The organism is Pandoraea cepalis (assembly GCF_902459665.1).
Lineage (GTDB): Bacteria > Pseudomonadota > Gammaproteobacteria > Burkholderiales > Burkholderiaceae > Pandoraea > Pandoraea cepalis.
In genome coordinates, this window is sequence record NZ_CABPSL010000004.1 from 221,028 (window position 1) to 238,869 (window position 17,842).

General features: G+C 64.9%; 17 protein-coding genes and 2 pseudogenes. 14 read left to right on the plus strand and 5 right to left on the minus strand.

Features of this window, described 5'->3' with window-relative positions; all coding sequences use genetic code 11:
• Positions 1-133: 133 nt before the first annotated feature.
• The 4 genes and pseudogenes from PCE31106_RS24270 to PCE31106_RS24280 all read left to right on the plus strand — a co-directional run.
• A complete protein-coding gene (locus PCE31106_RS24270) occupies positions 134-331 on the plus strand; it encodes a hypothetical protein (protein ID WP_246176181.1) in 198 nt (65 codons plus the stop codon).
• On the plus strand, positions 318-1,124 hold the full coding sequence (locus PCE31106_RS24275) for an anti-sigma factor family protein (RefSeq protein ID WP_254440950.1): 807 nt from the start codon (positions 318-320) through the stop codon (positions 1,122-1,124). The genes PCE31106_RS24270 and PCE31106_RS24275 overlap by 14 nt, the downstream gene beginning before the upstream one ends.
• Before the next feature lie 39 nt (positions 1,125-1,163).
• Positions 1,164-1,970: a trans-aconitate 2-methyltransferase gene (tam, locus tag PCE31106_RS08330; RefSeq protein ID WP_150562982.1), complete on the plus strand. Its 807-nt coding sequence runs from the start codon at positions 1,164-1,166 to the stop codon at positions 1,968-1,970.
• 97 nt (positions 1,971-2,067) lie between these two features.
• Positions 2,068-2,919 (plus strand): annotated as a pseudogene (locus PCE31106_RS24280) (helix-turn-helix transcriptional regulator); the annotation flags it as partial.
• On the opposite strand, the gene PCE31106_RS08340 reads toward PCE31106_RS24280, so the two are convergent.
• A complete protein-coding gene (locus PCE31106_RS08340; protein ID WP_150549956.1) occupies positions 2,880-4,121 on the minus strand; it encodes a YbfB/YjiJ family MFS transporter in 1,242 nt (413 codons plus the stop codon). The pseudogene PCE31106_RS24280 and the gene PCE31106_RS08340 sit on opposite strands and share 40 nt — an antisense overlap.
• 187 nt (positions 4,122-4,308) lie before the next feature.
• Positions 4,309-5,235: a LysR family transcriptional regulator gene (locus PCE31106_RS08345; protein WP_150562983.1), complete on the minus strand. Its 927-nt coding sequence runs from the start codon at positions 5,233-5,235 to the stop codon at positions 4,309-4,311.
• A 122-nt stretch (positions 5,236-5,357) separates the two neighbouring features.
• Between PCE31106_RS08345 and PCE31106_RS08350 the strand changes: the two genes are divergently transcribed.
• Both PCE31106_RS08350 and PCE31106_RS08355 read left to right on the plus strand, forming a co-directional pair.
• Positions 5,358-6,029 carry a glutathione S-transferase gene (locus PCE31106_RS08350; protein ID WP_150562984.1) on the plus strand — a complete coding sequence of 224 codons (672 nt, stop codon included), beginning with the start codon at positions 5,358-5,360 and terminating at the stop codon, positions 6,027-6,029.
• Between the two features lie 229 nt (positions 6,030-6,258).
• A complete protein-coding gene (locus PCE31106_RS08355) occupies positions 6,259-7,920 on the plus strand; it encodes a methyl-accepting chemotaxis protein (RefSeq protein WP_150562985.1) in 1,662 nt (553 codons plus the stop codon).
• Between the two features lie 36 nt (positions 7,921-7,956).
• On the opposite strand, the gene dapA is transcribed toward PCE31106_RS08355, so the two are convergent.
• Positions 7,957-8,910, minus strand: coding sequence for a 4-hydroxy-tetrahydrodipicolinate synthase (gene dapA, locus PCE31106_RS08360; protein ID WP_150549952.1), 954 nt, complete (start codon positions 8,908-8,910; stop codon positions 7,957-7,959).
• 627 nt (positions 8,911-9,537) lie between these two features.
• On the opposite strand from dapA, the gene PCE31106_RS08365 reads away from it, so the two are divergent.
• Positions 9,538-9,786 (plus strand): hypothetical protein, encoded by a 249-nt coding sequence (locus PCE31106_RS08365; protein WP_150562986.1) that lies wholly within the window; start codon positions 9,538-9,540, stop codon positions 9,784-9,786.
• A gap of 122 nt (positions 9,787-9,908) precedes the next feature.
• Positions 9,909-11,309: a sensor domain-containing protein gene (locus PCE31106_RS08370; RefSeq protein WP_150562987.1), complete on the plus strand. Its 1,401-nt coding sequence runs from the start codon at positions 9,909-9,911 to the stop codon at positions 11,307-11,309.
• Between the two features lie 36 nt (positions 11,310-11,345).
• Here the strand turns inward: PCE31106_RS08370 and PCE31106_RS08375 are convergent, their stop codons facing one another.
• Positions 11,346-12,095 carry an FRG domain-containing protein gene (locus PCE31106_RS08375; RefSeq protein WP_254440951.1) on the minus strand — a complete coding sequence of 250 codons (750 nt, stop codon included), beginning with the start codon at positions 12,093-12,095 and terminating at the stop codon, positions 11,346-11,348.
• On the opposite strand from PCE31106_RS08375, the gene PCE31106_RS23970 reads away from it, so the two are divergent.
• On the plus strand, positions 12,094-12,327 hold the full coding sequence (locus PCE31106_RS23970) for a hypothetical protein (RefSeq protein WP_174975019.1): 234 nt from the start codon (positions 12,094-12,096) through the stop codon (positions 12,325-12,327). The two genes, PCE31106_RS08375 and PCE31106_RS23970, sit on opposite strands and share 2 nt — an antisense overlap.
• Here the strand turns inward: PCE31106_RS23970 and PCE31106_RS08380 are convergent.
• A complete protein-coding gene (locus PCE31106_RS08380; RefSeq protein WP_246176179.1) occupies positions 12,293-13,210 on the minus strand; it encodes a helix-turn-helix transcriptional regulator in 918 nt (305 codons plus the stop codon). The two genes, PCE31106_RS23970 and PCE31106_RS08380, sit on opposite strands and share 35 nt — an antisense overlap.
• A gap of 220 nt (positions 13,211-13,430) precedes the next feature.
• Between PCE31106_RS08380 and PCE31106_RS08385 the strand changes: the two genes are divergently transcribed.
• From PCE31106_RS08385 to PCE31106_RS24285, 5 genes and pseudogenes are all read left to right on the plus strand, one after another.
• Entirely contained in the window at positions 13,431-14,189 is a 759-nt protein-coding gene (locus PCE31106_RS08385; protein ID WP_150549948.1) for a crotonase/enoyl-CoA hydratase family protein, read from the plus strand.
• 20 nt (positions 14,190-14,209) lie between these two features.
• On the plus strand, positions 14,210-15,148 hold the full coding sequence (locus PCE31106_RS08390; protein WP_174975042.1) for a 3-hydroxyacyl-CoA dehydrogenase NAD-binding domain-containing protein: 939 nt from the start codon (positions 14,210-14,212) through the stop codon (positions 15,146-15,148).
• A gap of 99 nt (positions 15,149-15,247) precedes the next feature.
• Positions 15,248-16,168 carry a beta-keto acid cleavage family enzyme gene (locus PCE31106_RS08395; protein WP_150549946.1) on the plus strand — a complete coding sequence of 307 codons (921 nt, stop codon included), beginning with the start codon at positions 15,248-15,250 and terminating at the stop codon, positions 16,166-16,168.
• Positions 16,169-16,230: 62 nt separating this feature from the next.
• The gene (locus PCE31106_RS08400) at positions 16,231-17,412 is read left to right on the plus strand and encodes an ABC transporter substrate-binding protein (RefSeq protein WP_150562989.1); all 1,182 of its coding nucleotides are present in this window, start codon (positions 16,231-16,233) and stop codon (positions 17,410-17,412) included.
• Positions 17,413-17,573: 161 nt separating this feature from the next.
• Positions 17,574-17,807, plus strand: a pseudogene (locus PCE31106_RS24285) (AMP-binding protein); the annotation flags it as partial.
• Positions 17,808-17,842 lie beyond the last annotated feature (35 nt).

The window sequence follows — 17,842 nt, forward strand, 5'->3', positions numbered from 1 at the left end:
GTGATCCTCGTGAAGTCATCGCGAAATCATCGTGGGGAAAGGCAGATGTGATTCAATGAGGCCATTGACGTCGTATTGGCGACAACAGACCGATTCACCCGGGCACCGCGTTGCCCGCACTGGGGAGACTCCTGTGGCCGACGCTGAAAAAGCCGGCGCGCCTGCGTCGGAACGATTCGATGTACTGGCCTTGCCGCACCTCGATGCGACGTACACCCTCGCGCGCTGGCTGACGGAGTGGCGTCGCCGCGACGGTGCGGCGCAGATCGCACGTCTGACACGTCTGCCGCTCGAGGGCACCATGCGGGGAGGGCTCGATGAACAAGCCTGACGACCCCAACGATAGGACGCCGGGGACGAGTGCCGGCGAAACGCCTGTCGCTGGCGAAGCCACTCCGCTCGGCAAGCCGTTGCGCGACGACGTGGTGCTCGCCGAACGTCAAGTGCGCTTGGCGGCGGAGCCTGCCACGGCAGCGCCTGCGCAGGCAGCGAAGCCCGGGGCGGACCCGACGAATCCAGTCCATCCGGGCCTGCCTCCGACGCCGCCGCCGGTGGATCGACCGGCGGAACTGGCGTGGGGGCCGAGCCTTGCGCCTTGGTTGTTCGGCGGCGCCGGTGGCGCGATCCTCGGCGGGCTCGCGGTTGCGATGGCGCTGCTGGCGGCGCGTCCGCCCGCGACGCCGCAGGGGATCGAGGAACCGGCTGTCATGGGCCTGCAACCGCAGGAGATCGTGGCAAGCCATGTGCGTGCGCTGCTCTCGCAACATCCGATTGACGTGGTCTCAACCGATCAGCACACCGTCAAGCCGTGGTTCAACGGACGCATCGATTACGCGCCGCCCGTCACCGATCTGTCGGCCAAGGGGTTCCCGCTGGAAGGCGGACGCGTCGACTACGTTGGCGGACGCACGGTGGCCGTGCTCGTCTACCGCACGGACAAGCATCCGATCGATGTCTACGTGTTTCCGGCGCGCGACATGGGCGCGGCGGCGCCGACGATCACGGGGTCCGATGGCTATGCCATCGCGCGCTGGCGGCGCGGCGGCATGACGTACTGGGCGATCACCGATGCCGAGCCGCCACATCTGCGCGTGTTTGTGGAGGCGTTGCAGGCGGCGACCTGATATCGTAAGACGCTTGCCCGATTCCCCATGGAGAGCGTCATGTCGAAAGCCCCCTCGTCGAATGCCCCGGTGAATCTTGCGTGGCAGGCCGAACAATACGTCAAGTTCGAAGACGAGCGCACGCGTCCCGTGCGCGAGCTCGTGGCGGCCATTCCGCCCCTTGCGAATCGCGGGGTGGCACGCGTCGTCGATATCGGCTGCGGCCCCGGCAACTCGACCGAGGTGCTCGCCGCCCGTTACGTTCGCGCCGACGTGCTCGGGCTCGATAGTTCGCAGGACATGGTCGACGCGGCGCGTGCGCGACTGCCGCAATACCGCTTTGACTTGGCCGACATCGCGACATGGACCGATGGTCCGTTCGACGTGATTCTCGCCAACGCCGTGCTGCAATGGTTGCCGGATCATGAGGCGCTGTATCCACGCCTGGTCGGTTGTCTTGCGCCCGGTGGTTCGCTGGCCGTGCAGATGCCTGACAATCTCGACGAGCCCGCGCACCGGCTGATGCGGGAAGTGGCGGCCGATCCGCGTTGGGCCGCAACGCTCAGAGGGGTGGAGCGTACGGCGCGCCACACGGCGACGTTCTACTACCTGCTGCTTCGCGCGCTGTGCTCGCGCGTCGACATCTGGCGCACGACGTACTACCACCCGCTCGCGGGCGGGGCACCGGCGGTCGTCGAGTGGTTCAAGGGCAGTGCGTTGCGGCCGTTCCTCGCGAAGCTCGACGATGCTTCGCGAGCGGCGTTTCTGACGCGCTACACCGACGAGATCGCCAAGGCGTATCCGGCGCTGGCCGACGGTACGGTATTGCTGCCGTTTCCAAGGCTCTTCATGGTGGCGACGCGCTGATGGACGGGATAGGCTGAGGTCGCCGCGCGCAAGGGGGGGCGGGCAGGCGAGATGCGCGCACGGCAAACGGTTTGACGACCAGTGTAAAGTGACGTACATGAACGTCCTGTCCCCGCCGATTCAGCCGTTTCGCAACGCCCCCCACTACTGGCGCTCGTCGCTGGTTCCTGGTGGCGATATGGTCACCGCTGAGTACAACGACCATACCTTCGCACCGCATTGGCATGATGCATATACGTTCGCGTGCATCGTGGAAGGGGCCGAGCGCTACGCTTACCGGGGCGGCGAGCATGTGGCGGACGCCGGATCCGTGGCCGTCATTCACCCAGGCGAAGTGCATACCGGCGCGCGCGAAACCGATTTCGGGTGGCGTTATCGCGTGTTTTACCTGCCGGTCGGCTTCGTGCAAGGCGTACAGCGTCAGGTGACGCGTCCGTTGGCGGGGCTGACGACGCCGGGCGACGCGCATCCCTGGTTTGGCGAGCAGGTCATCCGCGACACGCAGGCGATGCATCGGCTGACGGCGGCGCACCGTCTGCTTCAGGCCGGCGCCGACCCGTTGCTGGCGGAAAGTGTACTGATCGAGGCCGTGTCGTTCATGCTGGCGCGCCATGCGCAGGCGCGGGTGCCGGACACGCCGTTATATCGCGATGCGGTGCGCGTCGAGACCATGAAGGCGCGGCTCTCGGCCGATCTCACCGAGCCGTTGTCGCTGACGGCATTGGCCGAAGCGGTCGACCTGTCGCCGTTTCACGCCGCGCGGCTATTCTCGCGGGAAACTGGCCTGGCGCCGCATGCCTGGCGCAATCAGTTGCGTCTGGTGCGGGCCTTGCCCGCGTTGCGCGCCGGCGCGCCAGCGACCGACGTTGCCGTCGCGCAAGGCTTCAACGATCTGTCCCACTTCACCCGCTACTTCCGGCGAGCGTTCGGCGTGTCGCCCGGAAAGTGGAGCGCCAGGCGAGCGGAGGCCACGTTGACGAGCAGCCCGATCGCCATCGCGGCGCCGCCTACCATGAACAGCAGCAAATAGTTGCCCGACGTGGCGGCGAACAGGAACGATAGGCCGTAGGCGGCACCTGCCTGCAACGTCGCGAAGCTGGTCGTGGCAGTGCTCCAGGCGGCTTTTTGCCCGCCAGGATGATGGACGAGTAGTTCGTTCACGCGTCCGAGCACCAGCGGCACGATGCCCGGGGTGAAGGCGCCCATGACCACGCTGGAGACCATCAGGGCGGGCAAGCCGAGGCCGAGCACCGGCAGCAGCACCGCACACAACTGCGCAACGTAAGCGACACGCAAGGCCCGCGCAAAGCCGATCCGGTCGGCGAGGTGCCCTGCAAAAAGCGGACCGACGATCGCCCCGAGTCCGTACAACACCCAATAGTTTGCTCCGGCGTCTAGTCCCTTGCCCAGCCCGCGCGCGACATAGTCGACGAGGAAAATCATGTGCGGCACCAACGCGACGGCATTTAGCGCGTATTCGATGTAGAGCGAGCGCAGCGCCACCGGACTGGTGGGTGGGCGCCTGATATGAGCGGGGGCGCTGGCGGCCGTTGCCATGGGGGCGCCGTCGGGCCAACCGCGCCACGCCACCGCCGTGAGCACGAGCGAAAGTACGCCGAGGCCGCTCCACGTTTCGGCGAGGCCGTCGCGCAACAAGAGCGGCACGAGCGTGCCCGACGCGGCGATGCCCAGTCCGAGGCCGGCGAAGATTGCGCCGCTCACGATGCCGCGCCGTGAGGGGGGCACGTGCGCCAGCACCGACGGTGCTGCCGTCACCATCAGTACGCCACCCGCAAACCCCGAGGCGAAGCGCCATCCGAAAAACCAGACGAACGAGAGGGGCCACGCGCAAGCAAAGAAGGCGAATACGGCGACCAGCATCATCGTTCGCACGAGGGTCACGCTCGACGCGTGGCGCGCCAGCACGCGGGCGCCCAAGGCGCCGGCCAGATAGCCGCCGAGATTGGCCGCGCCAAGATAGGCGGCGGTCGCGGGCGCGAACCAGTGCGCACCGATGATCGCGGGCAAGAGCGCGGTGTAGGCGAAACGGGCAAAGCCAATGCCGATGAGACTGGCGCAGGCGGCCGACAGCGTGGCGCGCCAGGCGTTGAAGGTGGCGGTGGTTGGGCTGCCAAGGGCGGCGTGGGACATGAGGACTCCGGAAGCACCGGCTTCGCCCCGACGTCGGTCGGTGCGAGGCGTCACGGCAACGGACTCAGTCTAGGCGGTGGCGGCGCGCCGGGGAACGGTCATGTCTTGGAAGTCATTCTTCCGCGCGGCGTAACAATGTTGGAATGGCGGGGCGGCAGGACGCCGCTTCATCGGCACTGCCCATCCCTTATGCCTGGCTCGCCAGCTTGTGTACCCGTGCGAAATGCTTGCGCAGACGCGGCACCGCGAAGTCGACGAAGGCGCGCACCTTGGGCACGGCCAACCGTCCTTGCGGTGTGATGACGTGAACCGGCATGGGCGGGTGTTCGTAGTCCTGCAAGACGATGTGCAGCGTGCCGTGCGCCAATTCGTCGACGATGTGATAGGTCAACATTCGCGCCACGCCGTGTCCTGCGACGACCGAGGCAATCGTGGCCCGGATCGAATTGACGACCAGTCGCGGCGTGAACTGTACGACCTGTGGCACGGAACCGCGTCCCGTGGCGGGGAAGCGCCACGAGTCGATGCCGAAGTACGTCATGGACACGATTTGCTGCTTCGACAGATCGGCGGGGGACTCGATAGGATCGTGGGACGCCAGATAGGCGGGAGCGGCGGCAATGATTCGCCGAACCTCGCCCACGTGCGTGGCCACGAGCGAGGAGTCGGGCAGGTGGGCCACGCGCATCGCGACGTCGATGCCCTCGTCGATCAGGCTCACGGGCAGGTCGCTCAATTGCAGGCGGACGACGACTTCCGGATAGCGTTCGATGAAGGCGTCCACGATCTCGCGCATGAATGTTTCTCCGGCGGCGAGCGGCGCGGAGACGGTGAGCAGGCCGCGTGGCGCCGAGCGTTCGCCGGCGGCGATCACGTCGGCTTCGTCCAGATCGAGCAGGATGCGTCGGCAGGCAGCGGCATAGCGCTCGCCTGCAACGCTCAGCTTGACCGCACGTGTCGTGCGATGGAGCAGGGCCGTACCCGTATGCGCTTCGAGATAGCCGATGGCACGACTTACCGCCGCGGCAGAGCGCCCGAGGCGCCGGGCTGCACTGGCGAGGCTTCCTTCGTCGACGATCGCGACGAAGACTTTCATGGCATCGATTCGGTCCATGAGGGATGAAAGAGAGGGAGAGGGCGCAGGGTCGATTCCGGATCGGCCGATGGACAAGATTACCCTTAAACCCGGCGTTGCGGCGACAATGGCGAGCGGACGTCCCGCCGGAGCCAGACCCTATGCTGACGGTTCACCATTTGAACAACTCGCGCTCGCAGCGCGTGCTGTGGATGCTCGAAGAGCTGGGCATTCCCTACGACCTGCGTCGATATGCGCGCGACCCGAAGACGATGCTCGCGCCGCCGGCACTGCGCGAGGTGCATCCGCTCGGCAAGTCGCCGGTCGTGACCGACGGCGAACTGACGCTCGCCGAGTCGGGCGCCATCATCGAGTATCTCGCCGATCGCGACGAACTCGGGCGACTGGCCCCGCCGCGAGGCACACCGGAGCGGCTGCGTTGGACCTACTGGTTGCACTACGCCGAGGGGTCGGCCATGCCGCCTTTGCTGCTCAAGCTCGTCGCCCTGCGCATCGCGAGCGCGCCCATGCCGTTCTTCGCTCGCCCCATTGCCCGCAAGATCAGCGACACGCTGCAGTCGAGCTTCGTCGATCCGCAACTGCGCCTGCACTTCGACTACATGAACGACGCGCTCACGAAGACCGGCTGGTTCGTCGGCGATCGCTTCAGCGCAGCGGACATCCAGATGAGTTTCCCGCTCGAAGCCGCGAGCGCGCGCGGCAACGCGCAGGGGCGCTGGCCCGCGATCGCCGATTTTCTGCAACGCATTCATGCGCGTGATGCGTATCAGCGCGCTCTGGCGCGTGGCGGACCCTATCAGTTGCCAGGCTGACAGGCGTCGTTTGCGCCGTTTTGGTGCGGATATCCCTCGATGGCGGCCTGTCTGAACGGCACAGACGGAAGATTCGGCGAATTTGTCGCGCAGAGGCTCAAGTTTCGTCAAATGCACTCGTTATACCTGCACAGAGGTACAGAGAGAGTCACTGGCCTGCCAGGCTTGCCGGCGGCGGGCTGAAGTCACGACAACACCGCAGGACGAATCGCTTAACGCGCGCAAGGCAATGTTCAAGAACCTCAGTATCAGCAAGCGGCTCGCCGCCGCCTTTTCGGTCAATGTATTCATGCTGTTGGTCGTGGCCGTGGTGGCGGTGACGAAAATGGCGACGATGGATACGAATACCCAGCTCATCGTCTCCGACCTGAACACCAAGATTCTTGAATTTCATGGCCTGAAGGATCGCGCGGCGCACGTTGCCGTACTCCTGCGCGATATCGTGATGTCCGAAGACAACACACAACTCGATGCCCGTCTGGCCAAGATCGACGAGATGCGCCAGACCAACAACAAGAGCATCGCGGGCATGGCGACGATCTTTTATACCGACAAGGGCAAGGCGCTCTACCGCACGCTGGCCGATACGAACGCGGACTATGGAAAGCAGCTCGACGCGGTCGTGGCACTGGTTCGCAGCGGCAACTTTGCGCAAGCCAAGACCGAACTGATGGGGCCGCTGCAGAAGGCGCAGGTGGCGTATTTCGCCCCCCTCGACGGTTTGATGGAGGTCGGCAAGGTGGTCAGCGCGAAGGAGGCGGCCGATGCGACCGCCGCATATGGATCCGCCCGCCTGTGGCTGCTCGCCACGATGCTCGCGTCGGTCGTGCTGTCCGTGGTGTCGGCGGTGGCGATTACGCGCTCGGTCACGCGCCCGGTGCGTGCGGCGGTGGCAGGGGCCTCGGCGCTCGCGCGTGGCGACCTGACGCATCGCGTCAATGCCGAGCGTGCCGACGAAATCGGCCAGATGGCGAGTGCGCTCGACACAGCCGTTGAACAACTCAGCCATCTCGTGCGCAATATCCAGGGCGCGTCGGGAGCGATCGACAACGCGGCGCGCGAAATCGCGCAGGGCAACACCGACCTGTCGCAACGCACCGAAGAGCAGGCTGCCTCGCTCGAAGAGACGGCGTCGTCGATGGAAGAACTGACGTCGACCGTGCGTCAGAATGTCGAACATGCGATGGAGGCGCGACGACTGTCGCACGAAGCGACCGGGGTGGCGGATGCCGGGGCGCAGAGCGTACGTGCGGTCGTCGAGACGATGCAGGCGATGGCCAGCGCGTCGGCGCGCATGAGCGACATGATCAAGGCTATCGAAGGCATTGCCTTCCAGACGAATATTCTCGCGCTCAATGCGGCGGTGGAAGCGGCACGCGCTGGAGAGCAGGGTCGTGGCTTCGCGGTGGTGGCCGGCGAAGTGCGCACGCTAGCCCAGCGCTCCGCAGGCACCGCCAAGGACATTCGCGAATTGATTGCGGCATCGGTGCAGCAGGTCGAAGATGGCACATCGCGCGTGGAAGTCGCGGGCCGTACCATGGACCAGATCGTCGTGTCGGTGCGGCGCGTGAGCGAGCTGATCGCCGAGATCGCCGCCGCAAGCGACGACCAGGCGCGCGGCATCGAGCAGGTGGGGCAAGCCGTCACGCAGATGGATCAGGTCACGCAGCAGAACGCCGCCCTCGTGGAACAAGCCGCGGCGGCGGCCGACCACCTGCGTCAGCAGGCCGCCGAACTGGTCGGCGAGACTGCGAAGTTCCGCGTTGAACGCGACGGCAGCGCACACCCGGGCATGACGCCGCGTACGCCGACATTGGCGTTGACAGGCCCACTGCCGTCCCGCGGCGAGCGCGGCACGACGGCGCCAGGACGACAGCGCGCGGCGGCCTGACGTCCGCTGTTCCACCCCCTCGTCTTCTATCTCGCCTCAGGCGGCATTAGCCGCCTTCGCGCCGAACGCGGCGTCGATGGCGGCAACGGCCGCGACCAACTGCTGGGTCAGCGCAGGCGATGCGCTTGTCATCGGCGCACGCAGCACATCGGCGATCAGGCCTTCATGTGCGAGCCAAGCCTTGACCGGGCCGGGATTCGCCTCGGCAAACATGAGCCGCACCATTGGCATGAGCGCATGGAACAGCACGCGCGCCACATCCAGCTGCTGCGCTTGCACCGCGCGATACAAGGCCACGAAATGCGCCGGCCGACAGTGCGACGTTGCAATGATCGCGCCATGGCCGCCCATCGCGAGCGTGGACAGCAATTGATGGTCCTCACCTGCCAGCACCGATAGGCGTCCGTCGGCGATGAGTGTCTGCGTGGTGTGGGCGTTGCCCGCGCAATCCTTGATACCGCGAATATTGTCGTGACCCGCGAGCGTGAGCAGCGTCTCCAGCGTCAGGGTTGTGCCCGTACGATACGGAATGTCGTACAGCACCACCGGCGCACGCGAACGATCCGCCAGTGTCTGAAACCAGTCGAGGAGCCCCGCCTGTGCGGGCCGGATGTAATACGGTGCAGGTGTCAGCACACCCGCCAGGGGCAGGGCGTTGAGGGCGTTCAGGCGCGCCAGCGTGTGACCCAGGTGATTGCCGGCGAGCCCAGCGATCACCGGCAGGTCGCCAGCCTCGGTCAGCACGGTGTCGAGCACGGCGAGCTGTTCGGCGTCGTCAAGGGCTGCCGCCTCACCCGTCGTACCGCACACGACAAGGCCGGCGATGCCCGAACGACGATAGTGCGCGACCAATCGACGCAATGCCGCGTGATCGACCGGCGTGTCGGCGGCATCTCTGGTGAAAGGCGTGACGAGTGGCACCCAAATGCCGCGAAAGAGCGGGGAGCGCGATGAAGCGGGCGACTGGGGTTGCGATTGCGTGACTTGCATAAGTGTCTCCCTGGACGTTACGAACGAAACGGAACGAACGTGCGTCGACCGGTATGAAAACCGTTCAGCGGGGCGACGGGCAAAGGCAGGCGCGTGGGAAACTTCGAGGCAGGCGCGCCGGGTGAGGCTGGGCGGCGCAAGGTGCGGGACTGCCGGGTCCACGTAGCTGTTCCGTCGCTCAACTGACGGAACAGTACGCTCCGGTCAGTTGAGCGACTGTTTTTTGCTTTTGACGAACGCCCCCGGCTGTCCCATCGGGACAATGCGCATACACGGCGAGAAGGGGATGAGGAAATTCGTCATGCGCAGACTCTATCCGCTATACGCAGGCGGCGTCAAGCGCATCGATCGGTGGCGGCGCAACGCGGCAAGGCTATGTCGGTCGCCCCGGTATCATTGCGACGCGATTTAAAACCGTCCTTTAATTCGAGATCCAATGTTTCAATAAAAATTCGACGTTCAGTATTCGCTTGATCGCCGTGAACGCCCCGTGGTACGACCGCCACGAGGGCACTTTCGCGGTTGCCAATTTGAACCCTTCAAGTGACAATCTCGTTCACGCCCCGGAAACGAAAAAAATACTAATGAACACTTGGGGCGGGAAAAACCGAACAGTACTGAGACAAGATGGCAGCCAAAGTCGGGAAGTATTCGCGTGACGGGGTGACGTATTACGAGATTCGGGGCCCCTTGCCCGACGGTACCCGTTACGAGGACCGGGTGGGGTTCAGCGAGCGCGAGTTGGCATTCCGGTGTCACGTGGCGGCGAGAATCAAGCTGCTACGTAGCGAATATGAGATTGCGTGCCGGAAAGTGCGGGCAGAATGCGCGGCGAATATCGCAGCGCCGGGCTGGCTAAAGCAACTGATTTTTTGAGGAGCGCGGGATCGTAGTGCGGCGGGGAAGCGATCGCAAGTATTGCGTCGTCAAGGTGACGAAATATTCACATATTGAGATTGCCTTATACTACGCGGAGGCTTCGTGTCCGTTCGATATACATGGAATTTGTAACAAAAGACGTCTTGGCAAGCTGTATGGCGTTGCTGCTCGACGCCGTGTTTCTTGTCGACAAGGCTGGCGTTCTCGTCTATGTGAGTCCGGCTTGCGAGCGCATTCTCGGTTACTCCCCTGAGGAATTGCTGGGGCGCTCGATGATCGACTTCGTCGTGAAGGAGGATCGCGAGCGCACGATTGAAGAATCGAAGCTCGTGATGGCAGGACATCCCCGGATCGGTTTCGAGAATCGCTATATTCACAAGGACGGTCATTTCGTCCATATCATGTGGTCCGCCCGTTGGTCCGAAGACCATGAACTTCGCATTGGCGTGGCACGCGATGTGTCGGCCAAGAAGCAGGCCGAAGCGCTGCAGCGCGCCACCTACTCGATTTCCGAAGCGGCCCACGACGCCGCCGATATTCGCTCCCTGTGCAAGGCCGTCCACGACACACTGTCCAAGCTGTTCCCCATCGATGCGATTGTCGTGGCCACCTGCGACGCGGACCTGATGGCGTGGGAGAAGGCGTATCAATATCGCGACAGCGCCGACGTCCCCTTGCTCGACTGGCCGCAGGCGAGGGGCCTCTCGACGCAGGCTGCGCAAGCGCAACAAACGCTATGGCACCGGACCGAAGCGGTCCCCATCGACGGCGCGGGGCAATCGATTTCCCACGTGCGTGCCGAACCGTTCGTGCCAGACGCGCTCGTCAAGCCCGGCGCGCAGGCGCTGGCGATTTTGCCGATGCACACGGCGCGGCGCGCCGTGGGCACCCTCATGCTGTACGGCCCGGCCAGCGCGCTGCAGGCGGAGTCCGCACAGCGGCTGCTTTCGTTCGTTTGCGACCAGACTGCGTTGGCCATCGAGCGAAAGCAACTGATCGACGATCTCTACAAGGCGGCGCGATTCGATGAACTGACCGGACTGCCGAACCGCCGCACGTTTGGCGAGTTCGCGAGCGAGGCCGTGCGCCGTGCACAGCGCACCAACGGGAAGCTGGCGCTCCTGTTCGCCGATATCGACGGTTTCAAGGGGGTCAACGACAGCCTGGGGCACGCGGTCGGCGACTTGTTGCTCAAGGAGATTGGTCAGCGCATGAAGGCGGGGGTGACGGGATGCGGCTTCGTGGCGCGTCACTCGGGCGACGAGTTCGTCGCCATTGTCCAGGACGCGGAGGTCGTCGAGCGGATCGACGTCGCAGTCACGCGTCTGCGCGCCGAGATCGAGCAGGTCATCTCCGTCAACGATGCCAGCCTGAGCGTGCGCGTGAGTGTGGGCGTGGCAGTGTTCCCCGACGACGGCGAATCGATGAGCGAACTCATCCGCGTGGCCGATCAGCGTATGTATGCCAACAAGTCCGCGCGTAAATCCGGCGGGGCCAGTTTCTTGCAGCGTTTGATCTGACGCGTAACGTTTCGGCACGCACCCACCCCGGGGCCTTCATCCCAAGGTCTGCGTCGGCCAGATCATTTCGATTTCAATGGCAATCGAGCGTGCGAGACCGTCGAGATCCGGAAACAGCGATGCGTTCGTGACGTTCATCCGATAAAGCCATTTCATCGCGTCCGCGCGCAGCGCCAACGGCAGCACGATCTTGCGCAGCAGCGGTTCGTCGCTCTCATAGCCATCGAGAATGCGGTGCATCGGCCGGTCGATCACGCCCGGCACCACGAAGGTGCCGGATTGTGCGATCAGTCGACCGTCCATTTCTTCCGGCTCGCCGAACCAGACCACCTCGTTGTCGTTGCCGAGGAAGTACTTCTCCATGTTCCCCTTGACGCGCGGATCGATCGTATCGCGGGTGAGCCACGGTGCATGACGCGGACGAGCACGGTCGTCGTACAGCGCGGGGGTGTTGAGCGCGAAAATGGCCGAATCGCTCGTGGCGCGCTCCAGCGCGAAGAACGCGGCGACGAAGGGCGATTTCGTGAAATCGAGCAAACGGGTCGGCGCGCCATGGTGCTGCATCAGCCCAAGACAGCGCAGATCGTCGTGCAGCAAGTCGGGCCAGGGCACATGGTTGTGCGCCTTGCGCCGGAAGATGCGGATGGCACGCGCCTCACGGCTGCGCCACTGTTCCTTGTCCGACACATAGGCGTGCAGATACCGCGAGAGCGAGCTTTGCAGATGCCAGCGTGCGTCCTGCTGCCCGCGAAAGGCCCAGCCTTCGAAGCGGGAGGATAGTTCCATGAAATCCTTCCAGCTCTCGACGACGGTGGTGTCCATAGTGAGCGAAATCCTTGAGTTGGCGTGCGGCGCCGACGTGCCGCCGATCGAGCACGTCACGGCAGCGCGAGCGATGCATGGCGTCGGCCACTATAGTACGGTGTCTGTGACAGCTCAAGCGCGCGGCATGCGAATGCGGCTTTCACCCGTTTGGGGACCGCTCACGCAGCGCGGGCAGGCGACAGGTCGCGCGTGAGTGCCGAGAGCGCGGCGTCGGGCGTGATGTCCGACGTATCGAGCGTAACGTCGGCTAGCCGGTAGAGCGACTCGCGCGCATCGAGCATGCGATGGATGTGATCGAGCGCCTCGTTGCGCAGCGCCTCGGTGGCAATGCGCGCGTCGTTTTGCTGCATCACGCGCTGGAAGTGAATCTCTGGGCGGGCGCGCAGCCACACGGTGCGAAATGCGCGGAGCACGCGCTCGTAGGTTGGCGCTTCCGAGACAATCCCGCCGCCGGTGGCGAGGACGACATGGTCGTGCTCCGCAATGATCCGCTCGATGCACTGCCGTTCGATGCGCCGCATCGCGGCCTGTCCGTAAAGCGTGATGACTTCGCCGATGGCGATGCCCGCCTCGCGCTCGACCTCCCTGTCCAGCTCGATGAAGGGAGCGCCGATGGCCTGTGCCAACGCCGGGCCAAGCGTTGACTTGCCCGCGCCGCGCAAGCCGATGAGGGCAATGCGTTGCCCTGTGCGGCGCGCGTCGGCCGCGACCGGCACGACAATCTGCCGACGCAGGCGCGCGAGCGTTTCCAGCGGTTGCTGACGGAGATACTCGACGAGGATGAGCAGATCGCCATCGTAAGCGGCGCGCTCGGCCACGAGCGCCTCCACGCGCACGTTCAGCGCATCGGCAAGCTTGTGCAGGACGGCCAGCGAGACGTTGCCGGTGCCGGCTTCCACGCGAGCGAGATACGGGAGGGACACCCCTGATTGCATGGCGAGCTGCTTGCGCGTCATGCCCCGCTGCGCGCGCAACGTGCGCACCTGCCGAGCCAGCGACGCCAGAGGTGACGACGCCCCCGCCTCGGCGTCATCGGCCGGATCCAGGGTGTGGCGGTTGGCAGGCGGTTTAGGCATTGGGCGGAATGGGAATGCAAGGCTTGTGCGTAAATATACTATGAGATACCCGTCGTGTGACCGACGTCATCCCTTCTCGGCGCCTGGTCGTCGGATAATCGTGCATTAAATTGCCTGAAGACAGGTTTATCCCTGTTAACCCTGAACTGCATTGCACCATCCGCGCAAAGGGGAAAATATCTTATAAGATACTTTTCATCTTATGGAGCGACTGCAGACGATGACTTATCCCCACTTGCGCATGCGCGTCGACGACGGCATCGCTTTCGTGACGCTGGATCGCGCAGACAAGCGCAATGCGCTCAACGATGCTGCCATCGACTCGCTCGACGCCGCATTTCGCGATTTCGACGACCGCGTACGCGCCGTTGTGCTGAGCGGCGCGGGAGAGCACTTCTGCGCCGGGCTGGATCTGTCGGAGAACAGTGCGCGGGACCCCATCGACGTGCTGCGGGTTTCGCAACGCTGGCACAAGGTGTTCCACGAGATCCAATTCAGCGGGCGCCCCGTGGTCGCGGTGCTTCACGGCGCCGTGATCGGCGGGGGGCTGGAACTGGCCCTTGCCGCGCATGTGCGCGTCGTCGAGCGAAGCGCATTCTTTCAGTTGCCCGAGGGCAAGCGCGGCCTCTTCGTGGGCGGCGGGGCGTCGGTACGTGTGGCGCGCATTCTCGGGCCGGACCGCATGACGGAAATGATGCTCACGGGCCGTCGTTACGATGCCGTCGACGGTGAACGCCTGGGTCTGGGGCATTATTTGACGGAAGCGGGCGAGGGACTGGCGCTCGCGACGCAACTGGCCCACGAGACTGCGGCCAATAGCCCACTGTCGAACTGGGCGACGATTCACGCGCTCTCGCGCATTCACGATATGTCCATGGCCGACGGGTTGTTTACCGAGTCGGTCACGAGCGCGTTGATGCTCGCGACGCCGGAGGCACGCGAACGCATGGAACGCTTTTTGGGCCGGACGGCACGTTAGTCGTTCCACCCCCCCTCCCTATGGAGACGAATGTGAAATACGACAACATCGAACAGATCGCCGTCATCGGCACGGGTGTCATCGGTGCCAGTTGGGCGGCTTACTTCCTGGCGCGCGGTCTGCGCGTGAGTGCCTGGGATCCGGCGCCGGGCGCCCGCGAGCGCTTGCGTGAGGCAATCGATGCGCATTGGCCCACGCTGATCCGGATCGGCCTCACGGCGGGTGCCTCGCGCGATGCGCTGACGTTTCACGACACGCTCGACGCCGCGCTCGCCGGCGCCGACTTCGTGCAGGAGAGCGGTCCCGAGCGCGAGGACCTCAAGCAAGACCTTTTTCGCAAGATGGACGCGGCCTTGCCGTCGTCCGTCGTCATCGCATCGAGTTCTTCGGGACTGCTGATGAGCCGTGTGCAGTCGGTATGCACGTATCCTGAGCGCGTGGTGCTTGGGCATCCGTTCAATCCGCCGCATCTGATTCCGCTGGTCGAAGTCATTGGCGGCGAGCGGTCGTCGCAGGCCGCCATCGACACCGCCATGCAGTTCTACCGCGCCATCGGCAAACGTGCAATCCATGTGAAGAAGGAGGTCAAGGGGCACATCGCGAATCGGCTGCAGGCGGCGCTTTGGCGGGAGGCGATACATCTGGTCGACACCGGCGTGGCTTCGGTGGCCGACATCGATGACGCGATCGCCTACGGTCCGGGCTTGCGCTGGGCGGCCTTCGGTCCGTTCGTGAACCTGCAGTTGTCGGGCGGTGCGGGCGGTATCGCCCACATGCTGGAGCATCTCGGCCCGCCGATCGAATCGTGGTGGGCGGATCTCGGCGAGCCGGTGTTGACGGACGACCTCAAGGCGCGCATCGCCGCCGGCGTCGACGCCGAACTGGCCGGCCGCGGCAATGCGGAACTCGAAGCACAGCGCGATGCGGTCATTCTCGGCATTCTCGCGGGCAAGGCTTAGTCGACGCGGGCGCGGGCATCCTCGGACACACCGCCCGCGCCCCAACTTCAACGATCTATCCATTCGACGCCCCGCACTCCGGGACGCAAGGACATTGGCATGAGCAAACCGAAAGTCATCGTGACCATCGCGCCGACGGGCGGCATGGCGTACAAATCGCAGAATCCCCACCTGCCCACGCAGCCCGACGAGATCGCGCGCGACGTCTACGACTGCTACAACGCGGGCGCGAGCGTCGTGGCGATCCATGCGCGCCGTCCCGGCGACGATGGCGCCACGTGCAACCCGGCCATCTACCGCGACATCAACCGCCGCATTCGCGACAAATGCGACATCGTGATCAACAACTCGACGGGCGGCGGTGTGCACGGCGACATGATCGGCCAGGCCGACAATGGCTACTGGGAAATCCTCTGGGAAGAGCGGTTGAAGGGCATGGATGCCGGTGCCGAGATGTGCACGCTCGACGCCACCACGATCATCGCGAGTTTCGGTGGCCGGGAACTGCTCATGCATACGTCGCCGGAGCGCTCGAAACATCTCGCCATCGAGATGAAGAAGCGCGGTATCAAGCCCGAATGGGAGGTTTTCAGCCCGACCCACATCGTGCAGGACCTCGCTACGCTCACTGCTGCGGGCTTCGACGACGAACCCTTCTTCGTGAACCTGGTGCTCGGTGTGCATCGGGGATTTCAGAACGCCATGCCATACACGCCGCGCGTGTTGCAGTCGATGGTTGATCTGCTGCCCAAGGGAAGCATTTTCTGCGTGAGCGGCATCGGTCCCGCGCAACTGCCGTCGGCCATGAATTCGCTGCTGCTGGGCGGGCACGTCCGCGTGGGCCTCGAAGACAACCTGTATTACGAACAGGGGGTGCCGGCAACGAACCAGCAACTGACCGAGCGCGTGGTGCGGCTCGTGCGCGAGATGGGTTACGAGCCGGCGACACCGGCCGAAGCCCGCGACATCATGGGCCTACCTCGCAATCGCGAAATGCTGCCGGAGTTCGCGGTGCGTTGATTCCGGCGCGGGCGTGGCATGGGGCATGGCCCCAAATACAAAAAGACAAGGAGACATGTCACATGGCGGCAAAGAGGTTCACTCACCGTTTCGCATTCTCGCGCGCCGCGCTTGGCGCAATGGCCTTCTGCGCGGCGGCGCTGTGCGTCGCGCCGCCCGCGGACGCACAACCGCCCGGCGTCACTATCGGTGTGACGCTCTCGTCCACGGGGCCTGGTGCATCGCTTGGCATTCCGGAGAAGCAGGCCATCGGCATGCTCCCGCCCACGCTCGGAGGCGTGCCCGCGCGTTATATCGTCCTCGACGACGCGACCGACCCGACCACGGCAACCAAGAACGCGCGCCGCATGGCGACGGAGGACAAGGTCGACGCCATCATCGGCTCATCGACGACACCGGCGTGTCTGGCGGTGGCGGCGGTCGCGGCCGATACGCGCACACCGCAGTTGGGGCTTTGCCCGTTCGTGCCGAGTGCGACCCAGATGCGCTACGTCTTCTCGCTGCCGCAGTCGGTCGCCGTCATGGCCGATGCGGTGCTCGACGACATGAAAGCGCACCACGTCAAGACGCTCGGCTTCATCGGCTTGTCCGATTCTTACGGAGAGGCGTGGCTCAAGGACATTCAGGCACGCGCGGCTGCACGGCAGATTCAGGTCGCGCCGGTCGAGCGCTATGCCCGCAATGACCAGTCGGTGACCGCACAGGCCCTCAAGGTGATGTCGGCCAACGTCGACGCCGTGATCGTCGCGGCCAGCGGCACGCCGGGGGCCTTGCCGATGAACACGTTGCGCGAGCGCGGCTACAAGGGGCGTATCTACCAGACGCACGGCGTCGCCAACAACGACTTTCTGCGTGTCGGAGGCAAGTCTGCCGAGGGCGTGATTCTGCCGGTAGGCAACATTCTCGTGGCCGAGCAACTGCGCGCGGACCACCCCGGGCGCGCCGTGGCCGTGGACTTCGTCAAGCGTTACGAGGCGCAATACGGGGCGGGTTCGCGCAATCTGTTTGCCGGCTATGCCTACGATGCTTATCTCGTGCTCGACCGCGCGGTGGCCGTGGCGGCCAAGCAGGCGCAACCCGGCACGCAGGCGTTTCGCGACGCCTTGGTCGCGGCCATTGAGCAGACCCGTGGTTTGGCAGCAACCCACGGGATGATCAACGTCAATGCACAGGACCATTCGGCGTATGGCGAAGATGGTCGCGTGCTCGTTACGGTGAAAGGCGGCAAGTGGACGATCGATTGAGCGCCGCCGCTGCCGGTGCGCGCCGCTTGGCCCGGCCCGATATCGAGCGCGAGACGCGTGCCGACGGCAGCTTCGTGATTCGCTCACGGACTCCGCTGGGCGAATTCGCGCGCAGCCCGGTCGACTGGCTCGTGCAATGGGCTGCACGCACCCCCGATGCGGTGTTTCTCGCGCAGCGGCATGCGCCCGGGGAGGGCGATCTCTGGCGTCGGGTGACGTATCGCGACGCACTGACCATGGCGCGCGGCGTCGGGCAGGCGTTGCTCGACCTCGACGTGCCGCGAGATCGACCGGTCGTGATCCTGTCCGACAATAGCGTCAACCACGCACTGCTGGTACTCGGCGCGATGATGGCGGGGCGTCAGACGGCCATCGTGTCGTCGGCCTATTCGCGCGTGGCGAAGGACATGGGCAAGCTGCACGGCATCCT